Origin of the sequence: Rhizobium sullae (genome assembly GCF_025200715.1) — a bacterium.
Classification (GTDB): Bacteria; Pseudomonadota; Alphaproteobacteria; order Rhizobiales; family Rhizobiaceae; genus Rhizobium; species Rhizobium sullae.
Genome location: NZ_CP104143.1, coordinates 3,515,474 through 3,534,344 on the forward strand (window position 1 = coordinate 3,515,474; position 18,871 = coordinate 3,534,344).

At 58.6% G+C, this 18,871-nt stretch carries 20 protein-coding genes and 1 tRNA gene; 5 read left to right on the forward strand and 16 right to left on the reverse strand.

The window, feature by feature from the left end:
- Positions 1-235: 235 nt before the first annotated feature.
- The 11 genes from N2599_RS17550 to N2599_RS17600 all read right to left on the reverse strand — a co-directional run bounded on the left by N2599_RS17550 (position 236) and on the right by N2599_RS17600 (position 10,991).
- A complete protein-coding gene (locus tag N2599_RS17550) occupies positions 236-400 on the reverse strand; it encodes a hypothetical protein (RefSeq protein ID WP_167333926.1) in 165 nt (54 codons plus the stop codon).
- 137 nt (positions 401-537) lie between these two features.
- Positions 538-726: a hypothetical protein gene (locus N2599_RS17555; protein ID WP_027512034.1), complete on the reverse strand. Its 189-nt coding sequence runs from the start codon at positions 724-726 to the stop codon at positions 538-540.
- Positions 727-886: 160 nt separating this feature from the next.
- Complete coding sequence (locus tag N2599_RS17560; protein ID WP_027512033.1) at positions 887-1,636, reverse strand: ABC transporter ATP-binding protein; 750 nt, start codon at positions 1,634-1,636, stop codon at positions 887-889.
- The gene (locus N2599_RS17565; RefSeq protein ID WP_027512032.1) at positions 1,633-2,466 is read right to left on the reverse strand and encodes an ABC transporter ATP-binding protein; all 834 of its coding nucleotides are present in this window, start codon (positions 2,464-2,466) and stop codon (positions 1,633-1,635) included. The genes N2599_RS17560 and N2599_RS17565 overlap by 4 nt, the downstream gene beginning before the upstream one ends.
- A complete protein-coding gene (locus N2599_RS17570; RefSeq protein ID WP_260307465.1) occupies positions 2,463-3,398 on the reverse strand; it encodes an ABC transporter permease in 936 nt (311 codons plus the stop codon). Before N2599_RS17570 ends, N2599_RS17565 begins: the two co-directional genes overlap by 4 nt.
- Positions 3,395-4,462: an ABC transporter permease gene (locus N2599_RS17575; protein WP_027512030.1), complete on the reverse strand. Its 1,068-nt coding sequence runs from the start codon at positions 4,460-4,462 to the stop codon at positions 3,395-3,397. Before N2599_RS17575 ends, N2599_RS17570 begins: the two co-directional genes overlap by 4 nt.
- An 18-nt stretch (positions 4,463-4,480) precedes the next feature.
- Positions 4,481-6,124 carry an ABC transporter substrate-binding protein gene (locus N2599_RS17580; protein WP_027512029.1) on the reverse strand — a complete coding sequence of 548 codons (1,644 nt, stop codon included), beginning with the start codon at positions 6,122-6,124 and terminating at the stop codon, positions 4,481-4,483.
- Positions 6,125-6,170: 46 nt separating this feature from the next.
- A complete protein-coding gene (locus N2599_RS17585; protein WP_027512028.1) occupies positions 6,171-7,229 on the reverse strand; it encodes a dipeptidase in 1,059 nt (352 codons plus the stop codon).
- Between the two features lie 150 nt (positions 7,230-7,379).
- The gene (locus N2599_RS17590; protein WP_027512027.1) at positions 7,380-8,405 is read right to left on the reverse strand and encodes an ABC transporter permease; all 1,026 of its coding nucleotides are present in this window, start codon (positions 8,403-8,405) and stop codon (positions 7,380-7,382) included.
- Positions 8,406-8,442: 37 nt separating this feature from the next.
- Complete coding sequence (locus N2599_RS17595; RefSeq protein WP_027512026.1) at positions 8,443-9,984, reverse strand: sugar ABC transporter ATP-binding protein; 1,542 nt, start codon at positions 9,982-9,984, stop codon at positions 8,443-8,445.
- Positions 9,985-10,061: 77 nt separating this feature from the next.
- Positions 10,062-10,991: a sugar ABC transporter substrate-binding protein gene (locus N2599_RS17600; RefSeq protein WP_027512025.1), complete on the reverse strand. Its 930-nt coding sequence runs from the start codon at positions 10,989-10,991 to the stop codon at positions 10,062-10,064.
- A 317-nt stretch (positions 10,992-11,308) separates the two neighbouring features.
- On the opposite strand from N2599_RS17600, the gene N2599_RS17605 reads away from it, so the two are divergent.
- Complete coding sequence (locus N2599_RS17605) at positions 11,309-11,818, forward strand: DUF1993 domain-containing protein (protein ID WP_027512024.1); 510 nt, start codon at positions 11,309-11,311, stop codon at positions 11,816-11,818.
- 4 nt (positions 11,819-11,822) lie between these two features.
- Here the strand turns inward: N2599_RS17605 and N2599_RS17610 are convergent, their stop codons facing one another.
- The 4 genes from N2599_RS17610 to N2599_RS17625 form a co-directional block, all read right to left on the reverse strand.
- Positions 11,823-13,340 carry an alkaline phosphatase family protein gene (locus tag N2599_RS17610; protein WP_051336718.1) on the reverse strand — a complete coding sequence of 506 codons (1,518 nt, stop codon included), beginning with the start codon at positions 13,338-13,340 and terminating at the stop codon, positions 11,823-11,825.
- Positions 13,341-13,350: 10 nt separating this feature from the next.
- Positions 13,351-14,331 carry a UDP-glucose 4-epimerase GalE gene (gene galE, locus N2599_RS17615; protein WP_027512022.1) on the reverse strand — a complete coding sequence of 327 codons (981 nt, stop codon included), beginning with the start codon at positions 14,329-14,331 and terminating at the stop codon, positions 13,351-13,353.
- Positions 14,332-14,538: 207 nt separating this feature from the next.
- Positions 14,539-15,450, reverse strand: a complete 912-nt coding sequence (locus N2599_RS17620) for a nucleotidyltransferase and HEPN domain-containing protein (protein ID WP_260307466.1) — start codon at positions 15,448-15,450, stop codon at positions 14,539-14,541.
- Between the two features lie 125 nt (positions 15,451-15,575).
- Positions 15,576-15,665 (reverse strand) — tRNA-Ser (locus N2599_RS17625).
- A gap of 301 nt (positions 15,666-15,966) precedes the next feature.
- Here N2599_RS17625 and rplU point away from each other — a divergent pair.
- The 4 genes from rplU (at position 15,967) to N2599_RS17645 (ending at position 17,932) form a co-directional block, all read left to right on the forward strand.
- Entirely contained in the window at positions 15,967-16,284 is a 318-nt protein-coding gene (gene rplU / locus N2599_RS17630) for a 50S ribosomal protein L21 (protein WP_027513708.1), read from the forward strand.
- 34 nt (positions 16,285-16,318) lie between these two features.
- The gene (rpmA, locus tag N2599_RS17635) at positions 16,319-16,588 is read left to right on the forward strand and encodes a 50S ribosomal protein L27 (RefSeq protein WP_027513707.1); all 270 of its coding nucleotides are present in this window, start codon (positions 16,319-16,321) and stop codon (positions 16,586-16,588) included.
- A gap of 124 nt (positions 16,589-16,712) precedes the next feature.
- Positions 16,713-17,345, forward strand: coding sequence for a GNAT family N-acetyltransferase (locus N2599_RS17640; protein WP_027513706.1), 633 nt, complete (start codon positions 16,713-16,715; stop codon positions 17,343-17,345).
- The gene (locus N2599_RS17645) at positions 17,345-17,932 is read left to right on the forward strand and encodes a GNAT family N-acetyltransferase (protein WP_027513705.1); all 588 of its coding nucleotides are present in this window, start codon (positions 17,345-17,347) and stop codon (positions 17,930-17,932) included. Before N2599_RS17640 ends, N2599_RS17645 begins: the two co-directional genes overlap by 1 nt.
- A gap of 40 nt (positions 17,933-17,972) precedes the next feature.
- Here N2599_RS17645 and N2599_RS17650 read toward each other — a convergent pair whose 3' ends face one another.
- Positions 17,973-18,836, reverse strand: a complete 864-nt coding sequence (locus N2599_RS17650) for an endonuclease/exonuclease/phosphatase family protein (protein ID WP_027513704.1) — start codon at positions 18,834-18,836, stop codon at positions 17,973-17,975.
- Positions 18,837-18,871 lie beyond the last annotated feature (35 nt).

Genomic DNA, 18,871 nt, shown 5'->3' on the forward strand with positions numbered 1-18,871 from the left:
ATCCGGGAAAGTTGGACACCATCCCGATAATTCAAGTCAAGAGGCACGGAATTGCGCAGCTTCGCCTATCTCAATTCGGCAGATATTCGCTGTTCAAAGAAAAATCCGGCACCCTCAGGCACCGGATCTATAACATGATTGGACCGCAATTGTGATTGGCCGAAGCTCTTGCTTCAACCAGCGATTTGAAAAGGAAGTTCATTACGTGCCGACATATGTCAGCACGAAAGCTCCATCAGCTGATAACGCCGCAGACCAAAGCTGTAACGAACGCGAACGCCGCGGCAAACAGCGCGGCATTGAGCGCAAAATGAAGCTTCTGGCGCGTTGAGGCCGGCTTCTTGGCCGGTACGGAACCATAATGGTTCGCGTGAGTATGCGACATACCCAAGTCTGCCATGTGTTGCCTCCGTCTCTTCTTGTGGATGCGGCGATCAGCCGGCACCGATATTCCTATATTCTCTATAAGCTAGGTAGAGATAAATTTCCGTCCAGAGGGCGAGGGATAGAAAATCTGACCCACGCCCCACAGACGGCTCAGCAAAGCGTGCGCCATGCCCAGATCAACGAACGCTCGATCGCGTTTTCCTCTCTCTGGGCACCCGAGGAAGCCTCGATCAATCGGCGATCTTTTTCAGCAGGAACGGAGATGGTTGTCTGCTCGCTCCGCTCAACCTTGGCCGGAGGATCGAGATATCCCATGGTCATTCCGCCGAGAAAGAACATGCCTCACCTCCACGATCACGAAAGCTAACACTCGTTAACATGATCATGACAGATGAAAATCGGCTGTCAATAGTCTAGTCGAATAGTCGTCTTTTAACGGCTGCTTAACCTTAGCGCACCGATGCCCGAAGGGATTTCAAATATTTGAAAAATCTGCGCTTCAGGCTTTGACGAAGCCTTTGCTCGCTATCATCAAATTTCTCGTGTAGTCCTCGTGAACATCCGCACTGGCCAATTGGCCCGAGGTCAGCCGCTCGACGACAGCACCGTTGCGCATCACGGCAAGCCCTTCACACATATGGGTGACGACACCAAGGTCGTGGCTCACCATGACAAAGGTCAGATTGCGGTCACGCCTGATCTGTTCCAGCAGATTGAGCACCTCCGCCTGCACGGAAGCGTCGAGCGCCGACGTCGGTTCATCGAGCAGCAGGATCGACGGCTCGACGATCAGGGCGCGCGCAATCGCCACGCGCTGCCGCTGGCCGCCTGAAAGCTGGTGCGGATAGCGAAAGCGGAAGCCGTTTCCAAGGCCAACCTCGTCCAGTGCCCGTTCGATGCGCTTCTCGCTGTCGGCAATCCCGTGAATTGCCAATGGCTCGAGCAGCAGCCGGTCGATCGTCTGCCGTGGGTGCAGCGAGCCATAAGGGTCCTGGAACACCATCTGGACATTTCGATAAAAAGCCTTGCTGCGTTTTGACCCCTGCAGCAGCCGATCATGAACGCGAATTGCGCCACCCTTGACTGGCGCAAGGCCCGCTACCGCACGAAGCAGCGTCGACTTGCCGGAACCCGATTCCCCAACCAGCCCGAAGGAGCCGCCGGATGCCACCGCGATGCTGACATCCTGAAGCGCATGAAAATCGTCATAGATGACGCTGAGATTCTCGACTGAAAGCGCAGCACTCATGCGGCCCACTCCGGCTTGCGGTCGAGCACCGGCAGCGGATGGCGATCTTCGCCGATTTGCGGCATGCAATTCAAAAGTCCTTGCGTATAGGGGTGCTGCGCATTTTTGAGGTCGGAAGCCCTAAGCTCTTCAACGATCTTTCCGGCATACATCACGATGACGCGGTCGCAGAACGAGGAAACAAGGCGCAGATCATGCGACACGAAGATAAGCCCCATGCCGCGCTCGGAAACCAGCTTGTCCAGGATCTTCAACACGTCGAGCTGCACGGTGACGTCGAGTGCCGAGGTCGGCTCGTCTGCGATGAGCAGTTCCGGCCCGGCAATCAGCATCATGGCGATCATTGCACGCTGGCCCATGCCACCTGAGACCTCATGCGGATAGAGATCGAAGACACGCTTCGGATCACGGATCTGCACCGCCTCCAGCATGGCAAGCGCCCGTTCGGTCGCCTCGGCCTTGCCGACCTTCTCATGCGTTCTCAGCGTCTCGCAGATCTGCCGGCCGATCGACATCACCGGATCGAGTGAATATTTCGGATCCTGCAACACCATGGCGATGCGCTTGCCGCGCAGACGCCGCCGTTCTTTCGCTGAAGCCTGGAGCAGATCGATGCCGGCGAAGTTGAGCCTGTCGGCCGTGACGATGCCATGCTTCGGCGTGAGCCCCATGATCGCGCGGCCGGTCTGCGACTTGCCGGATCCGGACTCCCCGACAATGCCGAGGCGTTCCTTGACCAGTGTGAAGGAAACGCCGCGAACAGCTTCGATCACGCCAGTGCGCGTCGGGTAGCTGACCTTCAGATTGTCAACCGTCAGCAAAGCCGTCACTGGTCGGTCTCCTTGGGATCGAGCGCATCGCGCAGGCCGTCGCCAAGCAGGTTGAAACCGAGGCTGACGATGAGAATCGCAATACCCGGCATGGCCGCGACCCACCATTGATCGAGAATGAAACGGCGACCCGAGGCGATCATCGCGCCCCATTCCGGCAGTGGCGGCTGCGCGCCGAGACCGAGAAAGCCGAGACCGGCAGCCGTCAGGATAATACCAGCCATGTCGAGCGTTACGCGAACGATCAGCGACGAGAGGCAGAGCGGCATGACGTGGCGGATGATGATGCGAACCGGCGATGCACCCATCAGCCTGACGGCCGAGATATAATCCGAGCGCCGCACCGTCAGCGTTTCCGCCCGGGCGATGCGGGCGTAAGGAGGCCAGGACGTGATTGCAATCGCGATGATCGCATTTTGGATGCCCGGCCCGAGCGCGGCGACAAAGGCAAGAGCCAGCACCAGCTTCGGGAACGCCAGGAAGATGTCGGTGATACGCATTAACACTGCATCCACCCATCCGCCGGCATAGCCGGAGACCGTGCCGACAATCAATCCAATCGGCGCCGAGATGATCGCTACGAGCACGACGACGAACAGCGTCAGCCGCGACCCGTAGATCAGGCGCGAAAGGATATCGCGACCCTGGTCGTCCGTGCCGAGCAGATACTCGCCGGTACCCGGCGGCAGAAGTCGCGCATTCTTTAGGTCGCCGACCACCGGCGAATGCGTGGCCAACAGATTAGCGAAGGCGGCAACGAGCAGCAGCGCGACAATGATAATGAGACCAAGGACGGCAAGCCTGTTCGCACTGAACTGCCGCCAGGTCACATAGGCGCGCCCGAGACGAGCCTGCATGCGCGATTGCGGACGATCGGAAAGCAGCCACTGGCGGCGGGTCATCGGCGCTGGCTGGCTGACCGGAACTGTCATCGGCTTCGCGTCCTTGGATCGAGCGTCCGATAGAGGAGATCGGACAGAAGGTTGATGCCGATGAAGACCGTGCCGATGACGATCGTGCCGCCGAGGACGGCGTTCATGTCGGCGTTCTGAAGCGAATTGGTAATGTAAAGGCCAATGCCGGGCCAGGAGAAAACGGTTTCTGTCAACACTGAGCCCTCGAGTAGACCGGCATAGGAAAGTGCGATCACAGTCACGAGCGGCACCGCTGCATTACGCAATGCATGGCCCCAGATTACGCGGGTTTCCGAAAGCCCCTTGGCGCGTGCAGCAACGATATATTCCTGGCTGAGTTCGTTCAGCATGAAGCTGCGCGTCATGCGGCTGATATAGGCGAGCGAGAAATAGCCAAGCAGCGATGCCGGCAGGATGATGTGCCGGAAGACGTCATAAAATACATCCCACTGCCTCTGCCAGATGCTGTCGATCAGATAGAAGCCGGTAATCGGCGTGAACGTATATTCAAAGACGATGTCGATGCGCCCCGGAAAGGCGACCCAGCGCAGCTGCGCATAAAATATGACGAGCGAAATCAGCGCCAACCAGAAGATCGGCACGGAATAGCCGACAAGCCCGACGACACGCACAATCTGGTCGGCAAAGCTGCCGCGCCGGACAGCTGCAAGCACGCCCAGCGGAATGCCGATCACGGCACCGATGATGGTGCCGAGGGTTGCAAGCTCGATCGTCGCCGGAAAGACGCGGCGGATATCGGTCATCACCGGATTGGTGGTCAGAACCGAATTGCCGAAATCACCGGAAAGGATACCTTTGATATAGATGAAGAATTGCTGATAGAGCGGCAGATTGAAGCCGAGCTCTTCCCGCACGCGCTCAACGACATGCGTCGGCGCGCGGTCGCCCAGGATCGCAAGAACCGGATCGATCGGCACGACACGGCCGATGAAAAAGGTGACGGCCAGAAGTCCGAGATAGGTCGTAACGGCAGCAACGAGGAAACGCCCGATTGCTTTCGCGAGAGGAGCGGCACGGCCCTTTGCGGGCCGCGCCTCCATTTTTGTTTCCAGAATGCTCAACGAACGAATCCTGCCGGATTATTCCTTGGCGATCGGGCCGACGTAGTTCGTGTCGAAGCTCGGTCCGAGTTTGAAGTCCTTCAGGTTCTTACGATAGCCGGCGACTTCGATCTGCTGGAAGATAAAGACGAAGGGGCTGTTCTCAAGGTACTTCTTCTGAATGTCCTCATATATCGCAGCACGCTTGGCGCTATCGCGCTCAAGCAGCGCGGCCTTGGCTTGCTTGTCGAGTTCCGGCGTTTCGAAGGCATTGCGCCACGCAAGCGTCTTGTTCGTGCCTGCATCCGAATTGTCCGGGTTCGCCGTGAAGGTATCGGCATTCGAGTTCGGGTCGAAATAGTCGGAACCCCACTGGCCGATGTACATGTCGTGCGTGCGGGCGCGATATTTTGTCAGCGTCTGCTTACCATCGCCCGGAATGATTTCGAGCTTCACGCCGGCTTGCCCCAGCGTCTGCTGCATGGATTCGGCAATGCCGGTGACCGGCTGCGTGTTGCGCACGTCCATCGTCACGGAGAAGCCATCCGGAAGGCCGGCTTTTGCCAGCAATTCCTTGGCCTTGGCAACGTCGAGCTTGAATGGATTTTCGTCAATCGCACCAAGCTGGCCCTTCGGCAAGAAGGTCTGGTGGATTTCGCCGATGCCCTTGATGAGGGTCGAACTGATCGCGTCATAATCGACGAGATACTTGAAGGCCTGCTGTACCTCCGGTTTCTTCAGGTGCTCGTTCTTGAGGTTGAGGCTGACGTAATAGATCGTGCCTTTCGGTGCGCTCGTCGCCGCAAGGTCGGCGTTCTTCGAAACAGCCTCGAGATCACCTGGCTCGAGGTTGCGCGCGATATCGATGTCGCCCGCCTCCAGCGCCAGACGTTGCGCGGCACTTTCCTTCATGTAGCGATAAATGACGCGGTTCAGCTTCGCCTTGTCGCCGTAGTAATTGTCGTTGCGCTCCAGCACGACAACTTCGTTGGCGCGCCATTCGCGCAGCTTGTAGGCACCGGAACCGGCATAGCCCGTCTTCAACCACTCATTACCGAAGTCGTTGTCATACTTGTATTCCGCGCTCGGCGTCATCGGCTTGAGGTGTTCCATCACCAGCTTCTTGTCGACCACGGAGGCAACTGTCGCCGTCAGGCAATTCAGCACGAAGCTGGGTGCATAGGCCTTGTCGACCGTGAAGACGAAGGTATTTTCGTCCGCCGCCTTGGCCTTTTCGGTGACGTTGTCACCAGTCAGACCGAACTGTGTCAGGATGAATGCCGGGCTCTTGTCGAGTTTGACGGCGCGCTCGAAGGACCAGGCAACATCCTCGGCCGTGATCGGATTGCCGGAGGCGAACTTCAGTCCGGGCTTCAGCTTGAACGTATAGGTCAGGCCGTCATCCGAGACGCTCCAGCTTTCGGCAAGATCGCCCTTGACCTTCGACGTGTCGTCCAGGTCGAGGCGGACCAGCAGGCTATAGGTATTGGTGGTCATTTCCGCCGTCGAAAGCTCGAAAGCCTCGCCCGGATCCATGGTAATGATGTCGTCGATGGCGAAACCTTCGACGAGCGTATCCTTCGGCGTCTCGGCATAAGCGCCAGGCGCCGTCAGCATGAGCAGCGAAAGCGCAGCCCCCGCCGAAAGGGCGCGAAAATTGCGGCTGAGTTTGGTAATCGTCATCGGTCTGTTCCCTTGTTCTTGATTGATTACAAAGCGGTATTTTGGCTCAGGCGTTCTTCTCCCCCCACGCCGAAGCCAGGATGCGAATCCAGTTCTCGCTGGCGAGTTTCCGTAAGTCCACCTCACCATATCCAACGTCCCGGAGAGCGGCAATCAGCTTCTGGTTGCCGGCCGCGTCGCCTATTTCGTCCGGAATTGTCGCGCCATCGAAATCGGACCCGAGCGCAACGCAATCGATCCCGACGCGGTCGACGAGATAGTTGATATGGCGGATCATGTCGCTGATTGGTGTATCGCCCTCGGAGCGGCCATCGGGTCTCAACATCGCAGTCGCGTAATTGAGACCGATAAGCCCTCTGCTCTCCCTGATTGCATCAAGCTGCTTATCCGTCAGATTGCGCGCCACCGGCGTCAGCGCATGCACGTTCGAATGCGTAGCGACCAGAGGTTGATCTGTCGTCTTCGCGACGTCCCAGAAGCCTTTTTCCGTTATGTGGGACAGATCGATCATGATGCCCAGGCGATTACATTCGCGCACCAGCTCAAAGCCGGCGCCAGTCAGCCCCGGCGCCGTATCCGGCAACATCGGAAAGGCGAAGGGCACGCCGTGCCCGAAGACATTATGCCTGCTCCAGACAGGTCCCAGAGAGCGCAAGCCGGCCGCATGAAAGACCTCGAGCGCCGCAAGATCAGGCCCGATCGCCTCGCAGCCTTCCATATGCATGACCGCGGCAAAGATACCGCTCGCCATGGCATTGCGGATGTCCTTCACCGTCCGGCAGAGACGCCAGGCGCCTGCCTTGTCAAGACGCAGTGCGATCGCCGCCATCTCGGTCGCAATGCCGAGCGACGGCAGCCGGTCGAGAGGTGCCGCCAGCGGCGTTGCGTAATGTCCGTTCCGATCGGGGTCGGCAAAGACGAGATCGCCAGAGGGCACGTAGATGGCGCAGAGGCCGCCGGCGAGACCACCCTGCCGGGCGCGCGGTCCGTCGATATGGCCTGACGTCGTTCCGTTCAGAAATTCGGCAACCGAATCGTTGCCATCCCTTTCATGTGTCCAAAGCCTGAGGAGAACGTCATTGTGGCCATCAAAGACAAGCTGCATCTGTTTTCCTGCTCTGCCCCGCCAAGCGAATGACAAGCGTGCAGAATAGAAAAGCTGGCAGAATTGACCAGCCCCCTTCTCAGAAATTTATGCGGATGGGTAAATGCCTGGGCTTGAAATGAAAACGGGGCCCGAAGGCCCCATTCCTGATTAGTGCTTTGTCCGCTTCTTCTGCCGGTAGACGTCAACGATGACGGCCGCCACGATGATCAAGCCTTTGACGATCTCCTGGTAATAGGCATCAACCCGCAGGAAGGTGAAGCCCGACGTCATCACGCCGAGAATGACCGTGCCGATCACCGTACCGGTGATGCGGCCGACACCGCCTGTCAGCGACGCGCCTCCGATAACGGCTGCAGCGATCGCATCGAGTTCGTACATCACGCCCATGCCGGCCTGTGCGGTTTGAGCACGAGCTGCCGTGACGACGCCGGCAAGACCTGCCAAAAGGCCGGCGATCGCGTAGACCTTGATCAGGTGCGCTTCGACATTGATACCGGAAACACGCGCCGCCTGCACGTTCGCGCCGATCGCATAGGTAAACTTGCCGTAACGTGTATAGCGAAGGGCGATGTGGAAGATCAGTGCCACAACAAGGAACACGATGACCGGCCAGATGCCCGTACCGATGAAATTGAACTGATCCGAAAGCCCTGATACCGGCTGGCCCTTTGTATACCATTTGGAAATACCGCGCGCCGAGACCATCATCCCGAGCGTAGCTATGAAGGGCGGAATCTTTGTCTTGGCGATCAACTGTCCGTTGATGTAGCCGGCCAGGAGGCCGATCAGCAGGCCCACGCCGATAGGCACGAAAAACGGCATGTCGGTCAGGCCTGGATAGAGCGCACGTGGCCATGTCGATGCTTGGGCAAAACTCGCCGCAATCATTGCCGTCATACCGACGACGGAACCGGATGAGAGATCGATGCCGCCGGTGATGATCACCTGTGTGACACCGACCGAAATGATCCCGATCACCGACACCTGCAGGATCATGATCGTCAGGCGCTGCGGGTTCATCAGGAAACTCTGGCCGACGAAGATCCAGCCGAGAATTTCGTAAACGAGCGCGATACCGATCAGCACCAGGAAGATACTGAGTTCCGGCGGCACGCGGTGCCGCCTCGTCCGTGTTGCAAGCGGGGCCTGGCTTTCGGCTGCCTCAGTATTCATGTTAAACCTCCCTCCGGCGCTTGATTGGGGCCGCACATCACTGTGCGGCGAGCTCCATCACCTTGACCTGTGTTGCTTCGTCGCGATTGAGGAAACCGGTCACCCGTCCCTCATGCATGACCATGATGCGGTCACTCATGCCGAGAACCTCCGGCATCTCCGACGAAATCATGATGACCGCGACGCCGTTGCGGGCCATCTCCGTCACGAGCTTGTGAATCTCCGCCTTGGCGCCGACATCGATACCGCGCGTCGGTTCGTCGAGAATAAGGATACGCGGGTTGGTCAGCAGCCAGCGTCCGATCAGTACCTTCTGCTGATTGCCTCCCGACAAATTCTCGATGCGCTCGTCGAGGTTCGGCGTCTTGACACGAAGCCTGCGCGCCATGTCCTCGCATGTCGCTTCTATCGCGCCTTCCTGCACGAAGCCGGCCTTGACGAATTTGTCCTGCAGCACGGCGATCTGCATGTTCTCGAGCACATTGAGGATCAGCAGACAGCCCGTATCTTTGCGGTCCTCGGTGAGGAACGCCATGTGATTTCTGATCGCGTCGGTCGGCGAACTGATATCGACCTTCTTGCCGAAAAGCTCGATCGTGCCGGAGCTTGCCGGCGTCACACCGAACAGCGTCTCGGCGACATTCGAACGGCCTGAGCCCACAAGGCCTGCAACGCCGAGGATCTCGCCCGCGTGCACGTCGAACGAAACATCATGGAAGACCTTGTTGAGAGTCAGATTCTTGACCGAAAGCACCACGTCGCCGATTGGAACCTCTTCCTTCGGGAACATCTGCGTGATCTCGCGGCCGACCATCATCCGAATGATGTCGTTGCGCGTCACATCAGTCGATGCGTGCGTGCCGATATATTTGCCGTCGCGGAATACCGAAAACTCGTCGGCGATCTCGAACAGCTCGTTCATCTTGTGGGTAATGTAGACGATACCGATACCGTGCACCTTCAGGCCGCGGATGATCTCAAAAAGATGTGCCACTTCGCGCTCGGTGAGCGCCGATGTCGGCTCGTCCATGATGAGCACGTCGGAGTTATAGGAAACCGCTTTGGCGATCTCGACCATCTGACGGCTTGCGACCGAGAGGTGGCGAACCTCGATATCAGGATCGATGGTTATATTGAGCCGCTGGAAAAGCTCTTCAGTCATCCGGTACATTTCGCCATGGTCGACGAAGCCGAACCGGTTCTTGGGCTCGCGGCGGATCCAGATGTTTTCGGCAACCGTCATGAAAGGCATCAGGTTCAGTTCCTGATGGATCATGGCGATGCCGTTTTCCAGCGCGTCGAGCGGCGACTTGAGCTGTATTTCCACGCCCTTCAGGCGCACGTCACCCTTGTCCGGCGTATAGATGCCGGCCAGGATCTTCATCAGTGTCGATTTGCCGGCGCCGTTCTCGCCCATCAGCGCGTGCACGGAGCCGCGCTTCAGCCGGAACTGCACATCATCGAGTGCGACCACACCGGGAAATTCCTTGCGGATGCCTTCGGCGCTCAGGAGATATTCCGCGTTTGGGACGGCTCCGCTTGCACGAACAGCGGCCATGGTGGAAGGGCTGACGGCCATCTCATCTCCTCTCCGGATATCCGACGACGGACGAAACGGATGCGGGCCGTTTGGCCCACATCCGCGATTTCTTCGCCTCAGTTCTTGGCAACGAAGTCTTTGACGTTTTCCGGCGTGACGAGCTGGAAGGGAATGTAGACCTTCTTCTCGATCTTTTCGCCCTTGGCGAGCTTCAGAGCCGCATCAAGAGAGCCCTTACCCTGACCGGCAGCGTCCTGGAACACTGTCACGTCGAGGTCGCCGGCCTGCATGGCGGCGAGCGCATCCTGTGTGGCATCGACGCCGCCGATGACGATCTTGCTCAAATCCTTGCCGGCAGCCTTGAGCGCCTGGATCGCGCCGATTGCCATTTCGTCATTGTTCGAGATGACGGCATCGAACTCAATACCGCTGGAGAGCCAATTGGTCATCAGGTCGGATCCCTGGGTCCGGGACCAGTTGGCCGTTTGCTCTTCGACGATCTCGATGCCCTTGCATTCGTCGGTCGCGACGACGTCATGAACGTCCTTGGTGCGCATGCGGGCAGCCTGGTTGGAAAGCTCGCCCATCATGATGATAGCCTTGCCCTTGCCACCGAGAAGGCGGCAGACTTCCTTGGTTTCCAGCGTGCCGGACTCCTGTTCGTTGGAAGCAACGAACGCCTGCTTGTCCGGAAGCGTATCGACATTGACTGGCTCGCGGTTCACGTAGACGAGTGGAATTCCGGCATCGGCGGCAATTTTCGACATGGCAGTGGTGGCATCGGTATCCACCGGGTTGACGATGATGGCGTCGACCTTCGATGCGATGAAGTTCTGGATCTGGCTCTGCTGCTTGGCGACGTCGTTCTGTGCGTCTTCAACCTGCAGCGTCACGCCATCCAGCGTCTTGGCGTAATCCTGCATGCCATTGCGCAGAACGGTCAGGAAGTTGTCGTCGAAGAGCGCCATGGAAACGCCAACGGTTTCTGCGTGAGCAGCCGTCGACATGACGAGCGCCATCGCAGTGCCCAGGATAAACTTTCTCATTTTATTTCCTCCACAAAACGGTGTCCGGCTGCACCCTCCTCACGCCGGAGCTTTGGGCGCTGCCCAAAAGCCGTAATATGTCGCGCTGCCACTCCCGTTGCGCAGTTCCCGTCCAAAACGGAACAAACAAACCGTAAAATTTGTCTCGCGGAATATTCATTCCATTTTCTGCACGCGGCGTCAACTCTTTTTAAGGAAATGAAGATAGAAAGCCGCGACGGGCGGACCGGCCGATGAAATCGTCACGCTGCGCGCCTAAATGTGCGGACGTAACGATCGAAACCGCTGCGCCCACCAAAAATCCCCAAGGAGAAGCCATGTCCATTTCCATGTACCGCCTGACCGTTCCGGTGTTTCAGCGCGGGCTTGCGACACTGAAAAACTACCTCGACAAGGCCGAGGCTTATGCAAACGAGAAGGGGATTGATCCGAATGAACTGGTCGCCGCCAGGCTTGCACCCGATATGCTGCCGCTGTCCGGCCAATATCAACGCGCAAGCGACACCGCCAAGCTGGCAGTCGCCCGCCTGACCGCCACCGAGGCACCGAAATTCGAGGACAGCGAAACGACGATCGCCGAACTTCGCGGGCGCGTCGTCAAAACCGAGGCCTATCTCGCGACGATAGCGCCGGAAGCGCTCGAAGGCACCGAGACGAATGAAGTGACGATCGCGCCCGGCGGAAACAAGATGACCTTCCGCGGCGACGAATATGTCACGACCTTTGCACTGCCGAACTTCTATTTTCACGTCGCGACGGCACACGCGATCCTGCGCAATCAGGGCGCACCGGTCGGCAAGATTGATTATCTCGGTCGCTTCTCGTGAGCAATCAGGGCCGGCGCGTGACCGGCCCCTTTTCCGTCAGTTCTGTATACGCAAGCGTCTGGTCGAGGTGCCGCGCCCGGAGCGATAACAACATCTCGGCGCACTCCAGGCGCGTTGCCGCGTAGGCTGGATCGGGAGCGACGTTGTTGAGCTCCATCGGATCGGCCCTGAGATCGAAGAGCAGCGGCGGCAGGGCGGCAAAATGCACATATTTGAATCGCTCGTTGCGGATCACCGCGAGATTGCACTGGTTCGATTTCAGACCGAAGTGGCGCTCCGCTTCGCCATTGGCGATGTCGCGGAAATCAAATTCCCAGAATGCCGCCTCCCGCCAGTCGATCGCATCTCCATGATCGATGAACGAGCGCAATGAACGGCCGTCGACATGGTTGGCTGTCTCGACGCCCAAGCTGTCGCAAAGTGTCGGAAAGATATCCGCCGCACTCGTGAAGCGCTCGACCACATGACCTCTTACCGGCGCCTTTGGGTTGCGGATCACCAGGGGAATGTGATAGCTGCCGTCAAAAAAACCGCCTTTGCCAAGTGTCCAGTGATCGCCCATCATCTCGGCATGGTCGGAGGTGAAGATGACGATCGTATCGTCCCACACACTGGCATCCTTCAGCCCCTGCCAGATCCGGCCGAGCTGCGCATCCACCTCGGCAATCATCCCGTAATAGATCGCCCGGATCGCCGCGAAATCCTCGGCTTTCCAGTCGCTGACCGAACCCTCGGCGCCATATATAAAGCTGCCCTCGTCGCTCTTCAGCATCGAATAGCCGAGATAAGGATGCAGCGCCTCTTCGATCTTATGGCTTTTCGCCCGTGAAAATTCCGGTCCGTCGTCTGGTTTGAACATGCTGCCGAAGGGCTCAGGCACCGAAAATGGCGGATGCGGCCGCAGGAAGGAGACATGCGCAAACCATGGCGCATCCTGTTCGCTAAGCCAGCGAATGAATTCCCCTGCAAGAAACGCAGTCTGTGTTTCATCCCTGGAATACGCGGTCGGTTCCGCCGAAATTTCGCCGCGGGCGGCACCAGGCGGAACATGGATGTGCCGGCTGACTGCATCGCGATGCCCGCGTGAGCGCAACCAGGAAAGCCACTGCTTCTCATGCTCGGGCAGGAGCTGGCGCGCGGTAAACCCTGGCAGCAGGCCTTCGTAGGTCTGAAGGTGCGGGTCGTTCCTATCAAGTTCGCGCGGGTCAGGCGCGGTATCCGTATAGCCGAACAACGTAGGGTCATAGCCGGCGCGCCTTGCCGCCAGCGCCAGGTTGTCGAAGCGGCGGTCCAGCGGCGAGCCGTTCCGGCAAACCCGGTGGTTCATCTGGTAAAGGCCGGTATAAAGCGTCGCCCGCGCCGGCGAACAGGGTGCCGCGCCGGCGAAGTGATTGCGAAAAAGCACGCCCTCCCTTGCCAGCGCATCGACATTCGGCGTCCTTACACAGGCGTGGCCGGCGGCCGAAAGGCAATCACCGCGCCATTGATCCGCGGTGATCAGAAGGACGTTAGGCCGCTTCATGAAAGCCGCCTCAGTGATTGGATCTGGAATGCCAGTCCCAGGCCGACTGAATGATCTGCGAAAGATCATATTGCGGTACCCAGCCAAGCACATCGCGGGCCTTGTCGTTATTGGCAACCAGCGTGTGCGAATCGCCTTCCCGGCGCCCGATATATTCGACCGGGAAAGGCCGCTTCGACACGTCTTCGATCGCCCCGAGCAACTCCTTGACCGTCGTGCCCGTCCCTGTCCCGAGGTTCAGCGCAACGGAATCGCCGCCCCTCAACAGATATTCGACAGCGCGCACATGCGCATCCGCCAGATCGAGCACGTGGATATAGTCGCGCACGCAGGTGCCATCGCGTGTCTCGTAGTCGCTGCCGAAGACCTTGAAACCTTGCCGGCGGCCGAGTGCCGCGTCGATTGCAAGCGGAATGGCATGCGTTTCCGGCTGATGCCATTCGCCGATCCGTCCTTCGAAATCTGCACCCGCCGCATTGAAATACCGCAGGATCACGGAACGGAGACCCCTGTACTGGTCATAATCGGCGAGCGCCTGCTCGACGATGTACTTCGTCCGCCCGTAGGGATTAATCGGCACCTGCCGGTGTGTCTCGTCAAGCGGCACGCTCTGCGGCAGCCCATATGTCGCGCAGGTGGATGAGAAGACGAAAGCCTTGATGCCTGCAGCCTGCGCGGCCGAAAGCAGGGTCAACGTCCCGATAACATTGTTCTCATAGAAGGAAACAGGATCCTTCACCGATTCGCCGACTTCGATCAGCGCTGCAAAATGCAAAATCGCCGAAGGCTTGTGCTTGGCCAGCACTTCCTCGAGCCGGGCGCGATCGCGAATATCGCCTTCCTCGGCGGGACCCCACCTTACGAATTCGCGATGACCATTCGAGAAATTGTCAAAGACGACGGGTTTGTAGCCCTTGTTTGCCAGATCGAGGCACGTATGAGAGCCGATATAGCCGGCTCCGCCGACCACGAGAACAGTTTCACCTGCCATATATATCACCTTTGTTGCCACATCGGGTACGACAAGACTTAGAGGAGATCGGCGGCAAGAAAAAGAAGGAATCCGCAAAACGTGCTGCAGCGCACCATGCTGATGTCCGCAAAAGCACTGCGGTGCCGGATAAATAGCGGCATATATTTTTCTCGGGCTGTGCTACCCACGCCCGGTGGCGAACCAGCCGAGACCAGAAGGTGACTGTCAATTGCCGCCGCTTGCCCGCTCGAGGTCCGAAAGGCGTTCCTTGCAAATGGCTGCGACAATCTGATGTAGATTCTCCGTCCGTTCAAGCAGCCAGCCGAGCGCTTCTTCGGTGATCTCGAAGTGTTTCGAGTAGCGCGCCTTGACATAGGCTTCGTTGAGAATGTTGTACCAGGCGATATAGCGGTGCTGGTCGCGCGACCATGCGTCGATCAGCCGGCGGTCCTGGTCTTCAGCCAGTCCCCGGAGGAATTTCAGATTGTGCGATGGCGGGCTGTAGTTGGTCCGAGTGAGGAGCAGGCAGGAATAAGCAGTCTCGACTGCTTGGTGGAGCATGAAAGCGGCGAGGGCCAAGTTGGTTTTGCTGAGATAGAACCTACTTCCGTCGGCAAAATCTTTCGCATTTGCGAAGTGTTTTTCGAAATGCTCCTTCGCCACCCTATACGCATCGGTAGCGGAAAGCTTTCTTGGTTCGGCCAGCGGCCGGTCGTCGAGCTCGTAGAGCACGATGCCCTCGCGCAAGATGTCGACGAAGAAATACTGGCCGTCGGCCAGGAAGTTGTTCACCTCCCTGGCACCATGGACGATCAGCCCGACCGGCGTCTTCACCTCTTTGTCCCATAGAAGCCGGTCGGTTGTTTTGTCCCAATATTGCGGTTCCGCCAGCTGTTTGGAATTGACGATGACGAGGATGTCGTAGTCGGAGCGGTAGCCCTTCATCGTGTGCGGCTCGTCGACCCAGGTGCCGCGGCAATACGAACCGAAAAGCAAAATCTTTAAGATCCGGCCGCGCTTCTTGAAGGCGGCCGACGTGCCTGACAGCGCATCGGCGAACTCCTCATGGATGATCGCAACGACGCGGGCAAGCTCGCGCTGCTTTTCTTCCGGCAGATGTTCCAGGGACGATCGCATGGGTCCATCGATAGGCCAAAGACGATTCGCCGTCCACTACTGGAAACTGTAGTTTGGCTCCCATCAAATCTACGGCCGGACTCCGAACATGTACCGGAAGTGATTTTCTTTGCGCCGAAGCTCTATGGCGGAGAGGGGGGGATTCGAACCCCCGATGCCCTTGCAGGCATGCCGCATTTCGAGTGCGGTGCATTCAACCACTCTGCCACCTCTCCGCGGTGCTGGTTGGCGCTCGTTTCGCGCGGGCTGTCTCATAGCGATCAAAAGGCGGACTGGCAAGACGAAATTGTAAAGCTTTTCCTCCTTTTGCCTTGACAGCTTTTTGACACTCGCGTATCCCGCTCACGGAATAGGTGTGGAGTAGTCCGTGCCTTGCCCGCCTCGCGCTCGCGCGGGGTTTCACCGGCAGACAGAGTTCCGGGCGAACGCCCTGAAATCCTGCTTAATTTCGACTGATAAAAAGACGGCCACCTGCAGTTTGCGGGGAGAGCTGGATCGAACATGAAAGGATCAAAAATGTTCGCAGTCATCAAGACCGGCGGTAAGCAGTACCGTGTGGCAGCCAACGACGTGCTGACCATCGAGAAGCTTGAAGCCACCGCTGGCGACTCCATCGAATTCACCGAAGTCCTCGTAATCGGCGAAGGCGCCGACGCTGCGATTGGTGCTCCCTTCGTCAAGGGCGCTTCCGTCAAGGCCGAAGTGGTCGAGCACAACCGCGGCAAGAAGGTTATCGCCTTCAAGAAGCGCCGCCGTCAGAACTCGAAGCGTTCGCGCGGCCACCGCCAGCATCACACGGTCGTCCGCATCACGGACATCGTGGCTGCCAATTAAGATCACGGGACTAAAGGTTTAAAGGAGAACTCCAATGGCACACAAAAAAGCTGGCGGTTCGTCACGCAACGGTCGTGATTCCGAATCCAAGCGCCTTGGCGTGAAGAAGTTCGGCGGCGAAACCGTCATCGCAGGCAACATTATCGTGCGTCAGCGCGGTACGCAGTGGCATCCGGGCGCCAATGTCGGCCTCGGGAAGGACCACACCATTTTTGCGCTTACGGCAGGCAATGTGGACTACCGAACGAAGGCCAATGGTCGCGTGTACGTGTCTGTAATGCCGAAAGCGGAAGCAGCGGAATAAGCCGGTAGCGCTCAAAAACAGCCGGCGTCTCATCGACCCGGCTGGCCGTACCAGGTTCAGTTCAGAAAACAGGGGAGATGGGACGCCATCTCCCCTTTTTCTTTGTCCATAAGGAGGACTGAACATGCAAGGCGAACTGATAAGGGTTGACCAACCACGGTCACCCCAAGAACGGCTGAGGCCGGAGCGGTTAAGGACCGATTGCCCTGTCTTGTTATCGGAAAGGCTCGTCATGCGCGCGCCCCACGAGGAAGACATTGACGCCCTTTCCCATCTCGCCAACAACGCCAAAGTCGCCACAATGGTATCGCGCATGCCGCACCCCTATACCGCCAATGATGCCGCCGACTTCGTGCGTCGGACGAAGAATGGCGAGATTGGCAAGTGCGTCTATGCCATCACCAAAGCTGAAAACGGCGCCTTCATGGGGTGCTGCGGCGTCGAGCCGCAAGTCGACGAACGCACCGTCGAAATCGGCTACTGGCTTGGCGAACCCTATTGGGGCCAGGGCTATACGACCGAAGCATGCCACGCGCTGGTCGACATGGTCTTTCGCACACGCGACAATGTCGATCAGATTGATGCCCGTTGCCGGGTGATGAACATCGCGTCGCGGCGGGTTATCCAGAAGTGCGGCTTCCAGTTCCAGGGCTCAGGACTTGCCGCGTCGCTGGCGCTCGGCAGCAACGTGCCCGTGGAATGGTACCGGCTCGACCGGAAGACCTGGATGTCGCTGAGAAGTTGGGGGAGCCTGTGATGAGCGCCGCCATCTTGCAGCGACCCAAGAGCAAGCAAGTGACGCCCGGCCGCGTGCCGGTCGTCACCACGCCCCGGCTGACGCTCCGCCCGCACAGGTTGGCCGATGCGAATGCGATTGCGGAATCGCTGTCCGACTTCGCAATCACTCGGATGCTTGCCCGCGTGCCCGCGCCCTATGACAGGCAGGACGCACTTGATTGGCTGGTTCCCGTGACGTCCGGCAGTCTGCCGGATTGGCACTTGGCGGTCACCGACGGAGACGACGCGCATATCGGCGTCGTCTCCGTCGAACTTCGCCACGGCCGCTGGCACCTTGGCTACTGGCTGAACCGCTACTTTTGGCGACGCGGCTATATGAGCGAAGCTGTCGCAGCGGTGCTGGAGCGCTTCTCCCGGCGGATGCCGGATACGGCGGTTCACTCGGGCGTGTTCGCGGATAATCCAGCCTCGCTGAGATTGCAGGAGAAGCTCGGCTTCCGGATGACGGGATGCGCGGAGATCTACAGTTTCGCCCGCAACACCATGGTGTCGCATGTCGAAACCGTGCTTCAGCCCGGCGCCCTGCAGATCACGAAGGTTGCCTGACGAGACAAAAACGCCGCAGCCTCCGCGCTGCGGCGTTTTCCTATGCGCCGATCTCGACCCAGAGGGGGAAATGATCGGAACCCACCGAATCCGTATCCACATGGGCGGATTTCAAGCGGCCCTGCAGGCCGCAACTGACGAAGCAGTAGTCAAGATGCATACGCTTTCCGTGGTTCTTCGGATCCATCCAACTATAGCTTCCGGGCATGTAGCCTTCGAGCGCCGCCAGCGCGTCTATCGGCGTGCCGACGCGCGGCACGCGTCCGTAATATCTGTCCTCCATTCCAGCAAACGAGCAGTATTCCGCAGATTCCGGCACCATATTGAAGTCGCCCAGGATGACATAGTCCTCCGGGAGCGGCAGATCCGCAATCTCGAATTCGCTGGCACCCGTCATGGAACCGCCTTCGAACGGAAACGCATGGATGTGCTCGTTCAGATAGGTGAGCTGACGGATACGCTCGTCGGGCGAAACATGATCGAGATGAACGGAATAGACGCGAAGCGCGCCTTCCGGCGTATCGATGACGGCTTCGGTTGCGCCGCGTTGCAGGTTGAGTTTCGAAAGAGTGCGGCTTCGAGGCAGAAGCAGGGTGCGTGCCGACAGGATCGGCCACCGCGAAAGGATCATGTTTCCGAACTGGAAGCGCGTACCGCGCGGCGGAAAATCATCTTCGCCCGCCTCGACGTGCAGATCGCAGGCCGGGCCATAGACCCAGAAATGGTCGGGAAAGAAGGCCGCAAGATCGGCCGCCATGTCGGCAAAATCGTTTCGTGCGAAGCCTCTGGTCACCTCCTGAAGCGCGATGATATCCGCGCCATCGAGGCTCTCCGCTATACGGCCGAGATCATAAATCCCATCAAGACCGAAGCCGTACTGTATGTTATAGCTCGCAAACTTCACGATAATCTTTGACCTCGGCTTGAACCGCCTATATC

Coding starts and splice junctions, on each gene's coding strand:
- rplU (WP_027513708.1), top strand. CDS start 15,967: ATGTTCGCAGTCATCAAGACCGGCGGTAAGCAGTACCGTGTGGCAGCC.
- N2599_RS17560 (WP_027512033.1), bottom strand. CDS start 1,636: ATGAGTGCTGCGCTTTCAGTCGAGAATCTCAGCGTCATCTATGACGAT.
- N2599_RS17585 (WP_027512028.1), bottom strand. CDS start 7,229: ATGCAGCTTGTCTTTGATGGCCACAATGACGTTCTCCTCAGGCTTTGG.
- N2599_RS17550 (WP_167333926.1), bottom strand. CDS start 400: ATGGCAGACTTGGGTATGTCGCATACTCACGCGAACCATTATGGTTCC.
- N2599_RS17645 (WP_027513705.1), top strand. CDS start 17,345: ATGAGCGCCGCCATCTTGCAGCGACCCAAGAGCAAGCAAGTGACGCCC.
- N2599_RS17640 (WP_027513706.1), top strand. CDS start 16,713: ATGCAAGGCGAACTGATAAGGGTTGACCAACCACGGTCACCCCAAGAA.
- N2599_RS17605 (WP_027512024.1), top strand. CDS start 11,309: ATGTCCATTTCCATGTACCGCCTGACCGTTCCGGTGTTTCAGCGCGGG.
- rpmA (WP_027513707.1), top strand. CDS start 16,319: ATGGCACACAAAAAAGCTGGCGGTTCGTCACGCAACGGTCGTGATTCC.
- N2599_RS17620 (WP_260307466.1), bottom strand. CDS start 15,450: ATGCGATCGTCCCTGGAACATCTGCCGGAAGAAAAGCAGCGCGAGCTT.
- N2599_RS17580 (WP_027512029.1), bottom strand. CDS start 6,124: ATGACGATTACCAAACTCAGCCGCAATTTTCGCGCCCTTTCGGCGGGG.
- N2599_RS17570 (WP_260307465.1), bottom strand. CDS start 3,398: ATGACAGTTCCGGTCAGCCAGCCAGCGCCGATGACCCGCCGCCAGTGG.
- galE (WP_027512022.1), bottom strand. CDS start 14,331: ATGGCAGGTGAAACTGTTCTCGTGGTCGGCGGAGCCGGCTATATCGGC.
- N2599_RS17600 (WP_027512025.1), bottom strand. CDS start 10,991: ATGAGAAAGTTTATCCTGGGCACTGCGATGGCGCTCGTCATGTCGACG.
- N2599_RS17595 (WP_027512026.1), bottom strand. CDS start 9,984: ATGGCCGTCAGCCCTTCCACCATGGCCGCTGTTCGTGCAAGCGGAGCC.
- N2599_RS17610 (WP_051336718.1), bottom strand. CDS start 13,340: ATGAAGCGGCCTAACGTCCTTCTGATCACCGCGGATCAATGGCGCGGT.
- N2599_RS17555 (WP_027512034.1), bottom strand. CDS start 726: ATGTTCTTTCTCGGCGGAATGACCATGGGATATCTCGATCCTCCGGCC.
- N2599_RS17590 (WP_027512027.1), bottom strand. CDS start 8,405: ATGAATACTGAGGCAGCCGAAAGCCAGGCCCCGCTTGCAACACGGACG.